At 66.7% G+C, this 12,569-nt stretch carries 18 protein-coding genes and 1 pseudogene; 11 read left to right on the top strand and 8 right to left on the bottom strand.

Annotation, left to right across the window (positions count from 1 at the left end; translation table 11 throughout):
* Positions 1-54 precede the first annotated feature (54 nt).
* The 5 genes from GA0070624_RS37085 (at position 55) to GA0070624_RS09355 (ending at position 3,780) form a co-directional block, all read left to right on the top strand.
* The gene (locus tag GA0070624_RS37085; RefSeq protein ID WP_483819067.1) at positions 55-204 is read left to right on the top strand and encodes a hypothetical protein; all 150 of its coding nucleotides are present in this window, start codon (positions 55-57) and stop codon (positions 202-204) included.
* Positions 205-461: 257 nt separating this feature from the next.
* Positions 462-1,643, top strand: coding sequence for a low temperature requirement protein A (locus tag GA0070624_RS09370; RefSeq protein ID WP_091339026.1), 1,182 nt, complete (start codon positions 462-464; stop codon positions 1,641-1,643).
* 107 nt (positions 1,644-1,750) lie between these two features.
* Positions 1,751-2,227 (top strand): VOC family protein, encoded by a 477-nt coding sequence (locus tag GA0070624_RS09365; RefSeq protein ID WP_091339024.1) that lies wholly within the window; start codon positions 1,751-1,753, stop codon positions 2,225-2,227.
* Between the two features lie 18 nt (positions 2,228-2,245).
* Positions 2,246-2,587 carry a YciI family protein gene (locus tag GA0070624_RS09360; protein WP_091339020.1) on the top strand — a complete coding sequence of 114 codons (342 nt, stop codon included), beginning with the start codon at positions 2,246-2,248 and terminating at the stop codon, positions 2,585-2,587.
* Entirely contained in the window at positions 2,584-3,780 is a 1,197-nt protein-coding gene (locus GA0070624_RS09355) for an RNA polymerase sigma factor (RefSeq protein WP_091339015.1), read from the top strand. Before GA0070624_RS09360 ends, GA0070624_RS09355 begins: the two co-directional genes overlap by 4 nt.
* A 37-nt stretch (positions 3,781-3,817) precedes the next feature.
* Here GA0070624_RS09355 and GA0070624_RS36350 read toward each other — a convergent pair whose 3' ends face one another.
* Positions 3,818-3,940: a hypothetical protein gene (locus GA0070624_RS36350; RefSeq protein WP_281180958.1), complete on the bottom strand. Its 123-nt coding sequence runs from the start codon at positions 3,938-3,940 to the stop codon at positions 3,818-3,820.
* Here GA0070624_RS36350 and GA0070624_RS36345 point away from each other — a divergent pair.
* Positions 3,926-4,060, top strand: coding sequence for a hypothetical protein (locus GA0070624_RS36345; protein WP_281180957.1), 135 nt, complete (start codon positions 3,926-3,928; stop codon positions 4,058-4,060). The two genes, GA0070624_RS36350 and GA0070624_RS36345, sit on opposite strands and share 15 nt — an antisense overlap.
* 132 nt (positions 4,061-4,192) lie before the next feature.
* On the opposite strand, the gene GA0070624_RS34650 is transcribed toward GA0070624_RS36345, so the two are convergent.
* Complete coding sequence (locus GA0070624_RS34650) at positions 4,193-4,480, bottom strand: adenylate cyclase (RefSeq protein WP_176731638.1); 288 nt, start codon at positions 4,478-4,480, stop codon at positions 4,193-4,195.
* 411 nt (positions 4,481-4,891) lie between these two features.
* Here GA0070624_RS34650 and GA0070624_RS09340 point away from each other — a divergent pair, with 411 nt between their 5' ends.
* Positions 4,892-5,248 (top strand): nucleoside triphosphate pyrophosphohydrolase family protein, encoded by a 357-nt coding sequence (locus tag GA0070624_RS09340; RefSeq protein ID WP_091339013.1) that lies wholly within the window; start codon positions 4,892-4,894, stop codon positions 5,246-5,248.
* 286 nt (positions 5,249-5,534) lie between these two features.
* Here the strand turns inward: GA0070624_RS09340 and GA0070624_RS09335 are convergent, their stop codons facing one another.
* The 3 genes from GA0070624_RS09335 to GA0070624_RS33850 all read right to left on the bottom strand — a co-directional run bounded on the left by GA0070624_RS09335 (position 5,535) and on the right by GA0070624_RS33850 (position 7,025).
* Complete coding sequence (locus GA0070624_RS09335; RefSeq protein WP_089015480.1) at positions 5,535-5,780, bottom strand: VOC family protein; 246 nt, start codon at positions 5,778-5,780, stop codon at positions 5,535-5,537.
* A gap of 35 nt (positions 5,781-5,815) precedes the next feature.
* Positions 5,816-6,484: an HAD family hydrolase gene (locus tag GA0070624_RS09330; RefSeq protein ID WP_245718717.1), complete on the bottom strand. Its 669-nt coding sequence runs from the start codon at positions 6,482-6,484 to the stop codon at positions 5,816-5,818.
* 94 nt (positions 6,485-6,578) lie between these two features.
* The gene (locus GA0070624_RS33850) at positions 6,579-7,025 is read right to left on the bottom strand and encodes a VOC family protein (RefSeq protein WP_141714964.1); all 447 of its coding nucleotides are present in this window, start codon (positions 7,023-7,025) and stop codon (positions 6,579-6,581) included.
* 145 nt (positions 7,026-7,170) lie between these two features.
* Between GA0070624_RS33850 and GA0070624_RS09325 the strand changes: the two are divergent.
* Positions 7,171-8,473, top strand: a pseudogene (locus GA0070624_RS09325) (ISL3 family transposase).
* A 271-nt stretch (positions 8,474-8,744) separates the two neighbouring features.
* Here the strand turns inward: GA0070624_RS09325 and GA0070624_RS09320 are convergent.
* A complete protein-coding gene (locus GA0070624_RS09320) occupies positions 8,745-9,500 on the bottom strand; it encodes a dihydrofolate reductase family protein (protein WP_245718716.1) in 756 nt (251 codons plus the stop codon).
* 53 nt (positions 9,501-9,553) lie between these two features.
* Between GA0070624_RS09320 and GA0070624_RS35235 the strand changes: the two genes are divergently transcribed.
* Positions 9,554-10,033 carry an SDR family oxidoreductase gene (locus GA0070624_RS35235; RefSeq protein ID WP_218105130.1) on the top strand — a complete coding sequence of 160 codons (480 nt, stop codon included), beginning with the start codon at positions 9,554-9,556 and terminating at the stop codon, positions 10,031-10,033.
* Positions 10,034-10,101: 68 nt separating this feature from the next.
* Here GA0070624_RS35235 and GA0070624_RS33840 read toward each other — a convergent pair whose 3' ends face one another.
* Together GA0070624_RS33840 and GA0070624_RS35230 are read right to left on the bottom strand one after the other, a co-directional pair.
* Positions 10,102-10,710 carry an AAA family ATPase gene (locus tag GA0070624_RS33840; RefSeq protein ID WP_218105129.1) on the bottom strand — a complete coding sequence of 203 codons (609 nt, stop codon included), beginning with the start codon at positions 10,708-10,710 and terminating at the stop codon, positions 10,102-10,104.
* A 172-nt stretch (positions 10,711-10,882) separates the two neighbouring features.
* The gene (locus GA0070624_RS35230) at positions 10,883-11,026 is read right to left on the bottom strand and encodes a hypothetical protein (protein ID WP_218105128.1); all 144 of its coding nucleotides are present in this window, start codon (positions 11,024-11,026) and stop codon (positions 10,883-10,885) included.
* Between the two features lie 50 nt (positions 11,027-11,076).
* On the opposite strand from GA0070624_RS35230, the gene GA0070624_RS34645 reads away from it, so the two are divergent.
* Both GA0070624_RS34645 and GA0070624_RS09305 read left to right on the top strand, forming a co-directional pair.
* The gene (locus GA0070624_RS34645; RefSeq protein WP_176731637.1) at positions 11,077-11,214 is read left to right on the top strand and encodes a hypothetical protein; all 138 of its coding nucleotides are present in this window, start codon (positions 11,077-11,079) and stop codon (positions 11,212-11,214) included.
* A gap of 477 nt (positions 11,215-11,691) precedes the next feature.
* Positions 11,692-12,219 carry a hypothetical protein gene (locus tag GA0070624_RS09305; protein ID WP_091339005.1) on the top strand — a complete coding sequence of 176 codons (528 nt, stop codon included), beginning with the start codon at positions 11,692-11,694 and terminating at the stop codon, positions 12,217-12,219.
* Positions 12,220-12,569 lie beyond the last annotated feature (350 nt).

Genomic DNA, 12,569 nt, shown 5'->3' with positions numbered 1-12,569 from the left:
CCCGCGCGGTTCCTGGCCGGTCGTGCCGGCTTCGATTACGCCACCTTCGCCCGCGTGTCCCGGGATCTGCCGATCGGCGTCCTCGTGCTGGTCGCCCTGACACCGCCGATGCTCCACATGCCGCCGCTACTGCCTGCCATCGCCGCCACCGCGGTCCTCACCGGGATCGCCATCGCCGACGCGGCCCGCGGCCGCGCCCGTTGACACCCACCCGAGCCGCCGTCACCACCCGGCTAGTCGGAGGTGTCACCTGTAGCACCGGCCCGACGCCTGGGCCACGTGGACGAGCTGATCCGAACCGGCGGCGACGGCTGCAAGGAACTCATCGACCCCTATCGTCGCCGGGACGTGGGGCGAGGCCGCTCGAGCCCAGGCCATGGCAGCACATCCACATCCACCAACGCTGCCGCGTGGTACGACTGCTGCAAAGACTGATAGAAACGGCAGAAACGGGCGGGCCGATGACAAGTGGGGCAGCCGGGCTCCTGCGACGACCCGAGGAACCACGAGCGACGTACCTGGAACTCTTCTTCGACCTGGTGTTCGTCTTCGCGCTCGCACGGCTCTCACAGGAGCTGCTGGAGCATCTGAACTGGAGCGGCGCGTTCCAGACGCTGGTGTTGCTGCTCGCCCTGTGGGCGGTTTGGGCCAACACGGCGAGGCTCACGGACAGATTGAACCCGCAGCAGCCGCTGATACAGCTGCTGGTGATCGCGACCATGTTCGGCACCCTGCTGATGGCGGCCGCGGCGCCGGAGGCGTTCGGCGAGCAAGGCCTGGTCTTCGCCGGCGTGTACGTCGCCACCCAGATCGGTCGCAACGCCGGTGCTGTGCTCCTGCTGCGGGGCCACAAGGGGCGGCGCGTCTTTGCGCGGCAGCTCTTCTGGTTCGGCGTGTCCGCGGTGCCGTGGATCGCGGGTGCTGTCACGCACGACACGGCCCGCGCGGTCCTGTGGGCGCTGGCGGTGGCCGTGGAGTACGTGTCATTTGCACTCGGCTTGCCCACACCGCGGCTGGGTCGCTCGTTCGAGCGGGTGGCCGAGTTCGCGATCTCCGCCGAGCACCTGGCCGAACGCTACCGGCAGCTGTTCATCATCGGGCTCGGCGAGCTCATCCTGGTCACCGGGCTGACGTTCAGCCGCGGCAGGTTCGAGCCTGACCGGGTTTCCGCGGTCGTGTTCGCGTTCGCTACTACGGCGCTGATGTGGCGGATCTACATCCACCGCGCCGGGGGCCTGCTGGCGGAGGCCATCGCAGCCTCCCCCGACCCGCACCGCGCGGCCGTCACGACGATGCGCGCCCACCTGCTCATGGTCGCCGGCATCGTCGCCATCGCAGTCGGCGACGAGCTAGTCATCGAGCACCCGCTCGGACACACACCATCGGTCTGGATCATCGTCATCCTCGGCGGACCCGCGCTGTTCCTCGCCGGACGGGGCATGTTCGAGTACGAGGTGTTCGGCCGGGTCTCTCGCTCGCGGCCGATCGGGGTCCTCGTACTCGCCGCCATCTCGCCGGCGGCGTTCTTCCTGCCGCCGCTGCTGGTCGCCATGGCACCTGCCCTCGTCCTGGCGGGAATCGCCATATCCGATGCGGCCCGCGCCCGAGGACGCCCACCCGAGCAGCCGTCACCACCCGGCTAGCGCGGTGTCCACTAACGTTTGCAGATATGTTCCGCCTGGTTGTCGGATCCGGTCGCCCGCCGATCGTCTGGTTGGTAGAGGCAATACCACAACCCAGGAGGATCACCATGACGGCGTCAGCCAGTCCCAACCCGATTCCTGAGAGCTACCGCCGCGTCACGCCTTGCCTGGTCGTACGCGGTGCTGCGAAGGCACTGGAGTTCTATGCCGCCGTGTTCGGCGCCACCGAGCGGATGCGCTTCCCCGGCCCGGACGGCACCATCGCCCACGCCGAGATCCAGATCGGGGACGCGGTCGTCATCGTCGAAGATGAGGACCCGCAGCGCGGAACGACCGCCCCGCCGGCCGGTGGGCTGCCCGGCACGCCGGTCTTCCAGTTCATCTACGTCGAGGACGTCGACACGGCGGTGGCGCGGGCCGTCGAGCTCGGCGCAACCATGCAGCGCGCGCCGGAGAACCAGTTCTACGGTGACCGGGACGCCTTCATCGTCGACCCGTTCGGGCACGGCTGGACCGTCGCCACGCACGTGGAGGACGTGACCCCCGAAGAGATGTCCCGGCGGATGGCCGCCCTGTTCGCATAGAACCTCACGGAGGAAGCGATGAAGTATGTACTGATGTTCGCCGACACCGAGCAGTTCGCCGCCGACCTGGCCGCCATGGACGAATCCGAGCGGGAACGCGCCTACGCCCGCGTGCAACAGTGGTTCGCCGACCACCACGACAAGATCACCCACCACTCCCACCTCATGCCGCCGGACACCGCCACCACGCTGCGGCTGGATCGGGGCGAGCCGTTGGTCTCCGACGGGCCGTTCGTGGAAGGCAAGGAGATCGTCAGTGGCTACGCCGAGATCGAGGTGGCTGATCTCGACGAGGCTCTGCGCGTCGCGAAGTCATGGCCGGCCTGCCCGGTGGTGGAGATCCGACCCATCGCCGCATGACCCAGCCGACGCATGCCGAGCTGGCCCGGGTGGTCCGCGACCACGCGGGCCGGCTCGCCGCCTCCCTGGTCCATCTGGTCGGCGATTTCACCGCCGCCGAAGATCTCGTGCAGGACGCGATCGAGGCCGCATTGATGCACTGGCCCGTCGAGGGCATCCCGGACCGGCCAGACGCGTGGCTGTACGCCGTGGCCCGCCGTCGCGGTCTCGACCAGCTCCGCCGGGAGCACCGCCACCGGCAGAAACTCGCCCTGGTGCCGTGGCCGGCCGAGCCGCAACCCGACGACCGGCTCCGGCTGATCTTCACCTGCTGCCACCCCACCCTCCCCCGGACCGCCCAGGTCGCCCTCACGTTGCGCGTGGTGTGCGGGCTGACCACCGCACAGATCGCCAAAGCGTTCCTCGTCCCGGAAAGCACCGTCGGGCAACGCATCACCCGCGCCAAGCGGAAGATCAGCGACGCAGGTATCCCGTACCGGATCCCGTCCGCCGACGACCTCAGCACCCGCCTCGCCGAGGTCCTCGCCGTGATCTACCTGCTGTTCAACGAGGGCTACCTGTCCACCGGTGGCCAGCACGCCCAGTCCCGGGACCTCACCGAGGAAGCCGAGTTCCTGGCCGCGCTGCTGCACCAGCTCATGCCCACCGAACCCGAGGTCGCCGGCCTGCTCGCCCTGATCCGGCTCCACCGGGCCAGAGCCACCGCCCGTTTCGACCACGACAACGAGATCATCCAGCTTCAACACCAGGACCGGGCCCATTGGAACCACGAAGCCATTGCGGAGGCCGGGCGGCTGATCGCCCGCGCCGCCGCGCTCAAGCGCCCCGGGCCGTACCAACTTCAGGCCGCAATCGTCGCCTGCCATGCCGAAGCCACACGGTGGGAGGACACCGACTGGACCCAGATCCTGGTGCTGTACGACATGCTGCTGCACCTGGCACCGTCACCAGTCACCCGGCTCCATCGGGCAATCGCGCTGCGCTACGTCACCGGATCGGCAGCCGCGCTCGCAGAAGTCGACGCCCTTGGCGATGACCTGAACGACTACCACCTCTTCCACGCCACCTGCGCCGAACTGCTCCGCGACCTCGGCGACACCGACCAGGCACGAGCCGCCGATGAACGCGCCCTCGCCCTGACCGCCAACCCGGCCGAACGGTCCCTACTGCATCAACGCCTCAGTTGGGCATGACCGGCGATGAATGCGCCGATGAGTTCCCAATCCCGGTCTAGGCCGGAGGCTGGACGCCGTTGGCGTAGGTCTCGCGCTCGGCCGACTCCAGGCCGCGCTCGGCGTCGAAGTCGCCGACGAGGACGGTGTGCATGGCGTACCCGGCATGCTCGGGCAGCACCTCGATGAACGCATGCTAGGGCTCGGCCGATCTACGCGCCTGTTCGCGCCACTGGTTCACCTCCCGCCCGCCGCGCTGGACGCGCTGATCGAGGAGGCGCGCGCCAAGATCAGCGCCTGATCTGGCACGGTTCTGACCCGCAGTGGCCTACGGAGGAATGGAGACCAAAAAACCTTGGTGAGGGATGTCCTTCACCAAGGCTTTTGGTATGGGTGGAGCTAACCAGCTCGGCGCACCGGCGGGTGCTCGCTGTTACTGCGACACCTGACGGCAGGCGACGTCGTACTGCGAGACGGATTTCGGGTTCTTCGAGTTCTGCCGCTGCTCCCCCGCGTAGACGGTCCCGGCGTGGCCGTTCTCGTTGAACGGGGAACCGGGAGCGCTCGCGGACTTACCGGGCCTCATCGCGAAGTCCTCACACTCCACGTTCGGCTGGCCGGTCTTTGAGGCGGCAAATGCCGAACCGCCGGTCGCTCCGAGCCCGACGGCGAGTACCGCACCGCTGGCGAAGACCAGCGCGGCACGTGCAACAGTTCTCATGGCTTCCTCTCAGGTCGTGGACATCCCGGAGCCAACCCACGCCAACGCGTCACGCGGAACCACCCGTCGTCGCGGCATCACCGTCCGGTCGAGTTCAAACCTATGGCCGTTTTGTCTGCTATACGGCAAATCGCGGATCTCCCTGCTACGGCTGGGTCAAAGACGACAAGGGGCGTCCGACGTGTCTGACGAACGCCCTGGTCGACAAGGGTGGACCCGATGTGGCAGAACCCGAACCGCATTCACGCTGTTCAGGGGCCTGCTGTGGTTGTTTCGGCGGTCCGGCGGCGCGTCGCATAGTCCCGCACCCGCGAGAACGGCGCGACCGAGATGTCGGTCGCTCCGTTCTCATAAGACGATCGGCCGGAGCCACCTGGACTGGTTCGCCAGACATGGACCAGACTAAAGATCGTGACAGATCAAAGCACCTCGGATGCCTTTGACTTCAGGACCTACCAGCGGGCCGCCGCGCGTACCGGCGCGCCGATAGCAACCGATCATCCCATCGTCTATCCCACCTTGGGGCTGGCCAACGAGGCCGGAGAAGTCGCAGGGAAGGTGAAGAAGATCTTCCGGGACCGGCAGGGGGCGATCACCGATGCGGACCGGGAAGCCCTGACCATGGAGCTGGGCGACGTCTTGTGGTACTTGTCCGAGCTTTGCACCAGGCTCGGAATCCGGCTGGAAGATGTCGCCGCGCGCAACATCACCAAGCTCGCCGACAGGGCATCCCGTGGAGTCCTCCTTGGCGATGGCGACCTGCGGTGAGACCCGCAGCCGGGTAATGATCATGAGGGCCGCAACCTCCATGTCCGTACAGACCGCGAGGAGCGATTCATGCTCTTCAGGGGCCTGCGGTGATGGTTGCGGCCGTACGGCGGTCATGCTGATGTCTCAGATTTCAGCCGGGTGGATCATGGCCGCGAGTGCAGTGACCGCCTGCTGATGATGGCTCTATGAACTTGGTGGGGGACGAGTTTCGCGGCCGCCAGCTTCGGACGCGGTGTGAGGATGTCCGTGCCATGCGGTGATCGTTCGTGGTGTGGCTTTCGGATCAGTTAACGCAGAACTCGTTGCCCTCCGGGTCCTGCATGACGAGCCAGAAGCCCTCCTCATTGTCAACCCGCCGGTAGATGGACCCACCAGCAGCCATCAGCCGGTTCCCGACCGCCTCGATCCGTGCCCGGCGCTCGGCGTCCGGTGGCGGGCCGCCGGCCTTCACGTCGAGGTGGACTCGGTTCTTTGTGATCTTCGATTCGACTTCATACTGGAAGAATCGGACATCTTTCCCGAAGTGCATAGGGCAACCTCGACAAACCAAGAACCGAACCAGCTTCAAATTCCGGCCAACGTCAGCACGTGATCGAATCCGCGAAGCTGGGCTGGCGAACTCACCATCGGCAGTACCAGGGCCGGTACCCCGGCGGTCACGGAACCGCCGTCGCCGCTGGGATGGTCACCGACCATCAGCGTTCGATCTGGCTGTGCCGCCAGGGCGTCGAGTGCGGTGCGCCAGATCCGTACATCGGGTTTGACGAAGCCGACCTCGTAGGAAAGAACGAATGCATCGATGTAGCGGTCAAGCCCGTGCCTCGCAAAGCATTTGCGAATGTCCCAGCCGATGTTGCTGACCACGCCAAGGCGAATATCGCGGGCACTCAGTGCGGCGAGGGTGGATAACGTGTCCGCGTACGGCTCGAGTGCTTCGGCGTGGGTTTCGTGCAGCGCTCGCGCAAACGGCAGGTCCACCCCACGGATTTGCTGCAGGACAGCCAGAATCGCCCAGTCCCACACCTGTGGGTCCAAGTCCCTGGCGATGTGAGCAGGGTCCGTAGCCGTCGTCCGCAACAACTCAGCGAAATCCGAGGCGATGCGCTGCGCCTCACCGACGGCCACCTCCCGGCCGACTAAGGCCGCCGCGCTGCCGACCCAGCGGTTGGGGTCGCGGGCGAACAGGGTCCAAGCGAAATCGAACAGGACGGTTGTCACGGGTTTCGAAGGCACCAGGTCACCCTAGATCAGCGGGACGATTGACGTGGGCCATGATGCTTCTGACTGCGCTCGACGCAGAACAGGTTGCCCTCCGGGTCGGCCCTGGTCACCCAACCGGGGCCGTTGGGGCTTGCGATGATCCTCGTACTCGGGTCGCGCCCGAGCCCTTCAGCCGCACGACCTCCTCATCGCGTGTCCCGTCGGTCGGCATGACATCGATATGCATTCGGCGACCGGTTCTTGGTTCAGCGGCTTTCCCCTCCGGAACTCGGAGGAAGAAGATGTCTGGTCGGTGGCCCTGCTTGTCAACCAGGGTCCGGCCGGCGTTGCGCTGCTCCTGGGGGACCTCGTTCGCATCCGCCCACTGCTCCCATGCGGCGAAGCCGTCCGGAGGGCCGTGCGGGAAGTCGTAGCCAGGTAGCGCCACCATCCAGAAACGAGCCAGCCGGTCCGGATCGGCGCAGTCGAACACGATGTGTATGCCGGGAATAATGCCTGCGACCGTAATCCAGACCGCGGGCAGCCGCAGTCCTCGCGGACGGCCATCGCTCATCCGTTGACTCGAGGCTATTCGGGTCGATAGAGGTTCGATCGTCCGTTGTGGTCGTCCGGAGCGGACTGTCCTGTTGAGATACCCGTGACTCTCCATGACCATCTTGTTGTCGAAGCAAGCTGGTCACAACAGAAGAGCCACGGGCATGAACGAGGATACGTCCCGGTTGCTGGGCCTGGCAGGTCTGGCGGTCACCAGGGTTGAGGATGGGCCGGATGGGCCGGTGGTGTATCTGGTCACCGCCGACGATCAGGCCCGCCGGTGTCCGCACTGCGGTACCCGCGCACGTCGGTCGAAAGGCTGGCGGGTGACCCGGCCACGAGACCTCGCGGTGGGCGGACGCCACCCGCGGCTGGTGTGGCGCAAGCACCGGTGGCGCTGCGACGAATCGGGCTGTCCACGCAAGTCGTTCACCGAGACGGTCGCGCAGGTTCCGGCGCGTAAGCGGCTCACGTTGCGCTTGCGGACCTCGGCCGGTGCGGCAATCGCTGACGGCGGTCGCACGATCGTGCAGTCCGCGCGGGACCACCATGTGTCCTGGCCGGTGGCAGCGGCGGCGTTCGCCACCCACGCCGCAGCGGTGCTGCCCGCCCAGCCCGACCCGGTGCAGGTACTGGGCATCGACGAGATCCGCCGGGGCCGTCCGAAATGGGTGTGGGACGAGACCACCGGGACGTGGCAGACGACCGTCGACCGGTGGCACGTCGGATTTGTGGATCTGTCCGGCGGGCAGGGCCTGCTCGGTCAGGTCGAAGGCCGCAACGCTGCGGTCGTCTGCGACTGGCTGGCCGAGCGCACCCAGGCGTGGCGCGACGCGGTACGCTTCGTGGCCATCGACATGTGCACCATCTTCAAATCGGCGGTGCGTCAAGCCCTGCCGGGCGCTGTCCTGGTCGCCGACCACTTCCACATCGTGCAGTTGGCCAATCAGACCGTCACCGAGATCCGCCGGCGGGTCACCGTACAGGTCCGCGGCCGGCGAGGGCGCAAGGGCAACCGGGAATGGGAACTACGGAACCGGTTGACCCGCAACGCATCCCGAATGCACGGCGACCACGTCGCCGACCTGGAAGGAGAACTCAAGGACCTGCCCCCACGCATCGGCACGCCGATCCTGGCCGCCTGGAACGCCAAGGAGGACCTGCTCGATCTACTCGCCCTGGCCCGCACCCACCCCAACCGCGGATCTGCTATTCCGGTTCTACCACCGATGCGCCCAATCCGGCCTGCCCGAGCTGGAACGACTCGCCACCACGGTCGAAACCTGGTGGCCAGAAATCCTGGCATTCATCCACACCGGCATCACCAACGCCGGCTCCGAAGGCACCAACCGGGTCATCAAAACCGTCGCCCGCGACGCCTACGGCTTCCGCAACCCCGCCAACCAGCGATTACGCACCCGCTGCGCCACCACTCGCCGAGCCAGGGGGCACCTCAACCCCCGCTAACTTCGTAGAGCCCTGATGATCCTCGACTGACGGGGGCGCGGTCCGTGGGGGGCACAATCACCGGAGTTGTCCGGCGCTTCTTCGCTGGCATACCCATCCCCCGTCTCCTGGCCGCCGGATGTCCAACGACCGACCCGGCGGCCAAGTCACGGCCGTGCATCCACATCGAGCTAGCAGATAACTCGGGGCGGCCATGCGACCGGTCGGCATGTCGGTGAGCCAGAACTTCCGGGTCAGGTTCGGCTGCTTGATGGGCTGGGGGCGCGTGGACTCAGACATGCAGGGTGGGCCGGTAGATGAGCTCTTGAAGGTTGCCGTCGAGCGTCCGGCTCTCGATCAACTCGAGGTCGAAGTCGGCCGCGCCCTGGAAGATCGGGTCTGCTCCGGTCTGACCGGTGATCACCGGGAAGATCGTTATCTGGAGCCGGTCAACCAGACCGGCGGCCATCAGCGCCCGGTTCATCGACAGGCTGCCATGCGAGCGCAACGGCACCTTGGACTCCTCCTTGAGCCGGGCGACGACGTCGACGGCGTCACCGCTCACGACGGTCGCGTTCGGCCAGTCGATGGCTTCTTGCAGTGTGGTCGACACCACCGTTGCCGGCAGGCTCCTCATCCGGGTGACCCATGGGTCACGCACCTCGGACTCCTCGGTGCTCGAGGCCAGCATCCGCGTGAACGCCCGATACGTGTTGGCCCCGAAGACCATCCGCTGCTCCTCGCCATACAGGGCGAGGCGGTGTTCGAGGAGCTCGGGGCCTTGCTTGCCCCAGTAGCCGGTCCAGTTGCCGCTGGCGGCACCGAAGCCGTCGAGGCTGGAAAAGACGTCGAAGGTGTAGGTAGCGGTCATGATGCTCTCCTCCGGTGCGGTCTCCGAGTTTGTGTATAGAGACTGGAAGCCACGGCGAAACTCATCGCCGGTGGACTCCTGGACGACTGGCCATGGCGGCTGGCCTTGCCCGTCGGCCAGTCGGGCGGTTCGGTGGTCGCCGTGGCGCCCCGTGTGAGCTGGGTAACTACCGTTCATGGGGGGCCGGGCCGTCTCGTCTCTGTTGGTAAGCACGAATGAACGGAGACGTCATGAAGATCTTCATCGCCGGAGCGTCTGGCGCAATCGGCAGCCATCTGGTTACCCAGCTCGTGGCGCGCGGCCACGAGGTCGTCGGCACGACCCGCTCGGCCGCCAAGACCGGCGCTCTGCGTGCGCTGGGTGCCGAACCGGTCATAGTCGACGCGCTGGACCCCGACTCGGTGGCCGATGCCGTGGCCAAGGCCGAGCCGGAGGTGGTCGTGCATCAGCTGACCGCGTTGAGCGGACCGGCGGACTTTCGGCACCACGTGGCGCAACGCGGCGACAGCCTCCTCGGCATCCGCGGGCGGGTTCGGCTCGATCCGGCCGTCTTCGTCAGCGACCGGCCCGCCGGTGCGCTCCATCCACATCGCGTTGCTCTGCGCCACGAACCTGCGCACCCCGACGACACGCGCAGCGGCCAACAGGTGGTCAGTACCGACGGTGCGCAGCCGGTTGGTAGCGGCCGCCATCCGCTTGGCATTTCCTAGCAAGGTTTCAGTACCGCCCCTGTAGGTACTCCAGCGTCAATGCGAGCATCTACCTGGATGGGGGCCACTCATGCCGATCGTCCCGACCTGCTCACGGACGGGACATCCTGTTCAGGCTGCCGGTGAAGGCGGAAATGGGTGATCGCCGCCATGGCTACTTGTTCGGGTGTCAGGTCGGTGTTGTTGATGCGCAGGTAGTCGGCGCGGTCGTCGAACTGGCCGATGGAGTTGAGTTGGTACTGCCGGTCCAAGTCGAGCAGGTCGCGCCGGGAGGCCGATACGTCGCGCTTGGACGGCTTCTCGGCGAGCCGGGAGGTGCTCTCGTTGCGGCGGAGTCGTTCCTCCTGGGTGGCCTCTAACTCTAGGAAGAGCACGCGGCCGCCGCGGCGGCGGAAGGGGTGCGCGAATCGCTGCACCGCCTGCTCGTCCTCTGGGAGGTCGAACGCCCACACGTACGTGAAGATCAGTCCGGGGAGGTCGCTGGCCGCCACCTCCTCGATCAGGTCGCAGCGAAACCGGTCGACGAGCCGCCCGAACGGCGGGCTGCCGAAGGGGAAGAAGCGCAGCACCGGCTCGATCGCCAGGTGGTTATGGAACAGTCGCAGCCCCGTTCGGGCCGCGATCTCCTCGCCGACGGTCATCTTGCCGACGGCCGGTGGGCCGATGATGAAGAGCAACGTCCCGGTCACGCCGGAGAGGCTAACCGGCGCCGATACGGCAAGCGACGACTTATCTGACCGGTGGTGCAGGAAGTAGACGGCGGGGGCGCGCGGCTCCCAGTGTCGACCGTCGGGGGATCGGCAGGAACCAAAGTGTGTCTCGATTCCGCCGATCCCCAACTCGCCCCAACTACTGCGGTATGTCGTCCAGTTCGCAGGGCTGCACCGGGCCTTGCGCAACGCCGTAGCCGACCACCAGGCCGGCCGCGGTGCCGATCGACGCATTCTCCGCGACGGAGAGTTCGAGTACGAGTGTCTCCGTCGCGGAGGACACCGGGCTTGACCGTGAACACGGTAACGCCTGGGTTCTGGAAAGAGATGTGGTTGGCGAAGTCGACCACCAGCCGGGCCTTGTTGCTCGGCATCGGTGTGCGGGTGCTCGACCCAGCCTCGGTCGCCCGGCTGTCAGGGACGTGGGTGTATCTGGGCCGGTTCGTGCACACCTTTCCGACCGGGATGTAGTCGACCTCCGCCGGGATTCCGGCTTCCTTGAGCCGGCGCTCGAGGCCTTCGGCGTCGCGCATCTGGTTGATCCGCACGGTCACCGAGCCGCGTCGTGGGGGCGGCCATCCGCAAACCCCTTCCTGTTGCTGGCACCCGCTCTTGGCTCGATAGCCCGAGGCGTTTCAGAAAGACCTGCAGAAGCCATGGGCCGACGATCTTCTCACCCCTGGCTGGCACAGCTCGGCGGACAGCGTGAAGGATGTCGGAGCTGGCCGGCCCTGTTGAGGACACCTCAGGGTCAGGATGCTGTGCTGCTGGTCCAGGTGGGTGGGGAGGACTTCCGGTGGACGCCCGGCGGCGTGCTGTCACTCCAGGCCACCCGCCGGCGCGGCGACCGCTCGGTTCCGATCCCCTGCGGTGACGGGTAATCGCTGCCAACGAGTAGCGTGCCATGCTGAACGGCACCGCTGTTCGTTCCCGAAGCCAGGTGATCCGTTGAGTCTCCACGAACTTGAGCAAGTACTGCCGGCGCTGCTTCCGCACAGGGCGAGCGCAACCCGTCGGATCGACTGGGACTTCATCGCCGAGGAGACAGGGACGAGGTTTCCTCCGGACTTCATTGCGCTCGCCGAGGCGTACCCCCCTCTCACCGTTGACGACTTTCTCGGCATCCACATACCTAACCCCGGAGAAGAAAAATACTTCGTCCGAGGCATGCGGGAGATCCTTGAGAGCCTTAGCGACCTCCGCGATTCTGGGATGTCGCACGGCTATGTTCCGTTTCCGGAGCCCGGAGGTCTGATCTGCTGGGGAGATTCCTGCGAAGGAGACAGGTTCCACTGGCGCACCACAGGGGGAGGGCCCGAAACCTGGACCATCCTGGTCGAGTGCTGCAACGACGACTGGTGCGAATTCGGAGGAAGTCTGACCGAATACCTGTCCGGGCTCGCATCGGGAACGGTGCCCCCCGACGGCCTTCCGCCGGATTTTCCGGGGCGGACGCCCAGCATCGAGGCTTATTGAGCCTTCCGGCGGCTTGATCAGCGCGCCTGACTGTCCGGTGTGCTCAAGCACCCGCACCCGACCGATCCTCAGCCGGAACTCTCGTCCGCAGGAAGCGGTGGCCTGCCCGGCGTTCGGCTACACGACCTGCGGAACACCGTCGTCGCGCTGCCAATGGAGGTGGGCGTCTCGCCGCATGCCGTCCAAGCCATCGCTCGGCACGCCGACGTGAGGGTCGCGCTCAAGGTCTACGCCCATGCGGACCTGGCCGGCGCGCCCCCAGCTCCTGGTCCTAGTCGGAGTCCTGAACCTATGGATTACCGGCGAGGCGGTCGCTGACGGTCCGGTAGGCAGGTCGGCAGCCTCGGCCG

This window comes from Micromonospora rhizosphaerae (genome assembly GCF_900091465.1).
GTDB lineage: Bacteria > Actinomycetota > Actinomycetes > Mycobacteriales > Micromonosporaceae > Micromonospora > Micromonospora rhizosphaerae.
Note: the sequence above shows the minus strand (reverse complement) of the source record. Positions and strands in the feature narration are given on the sequence as shown.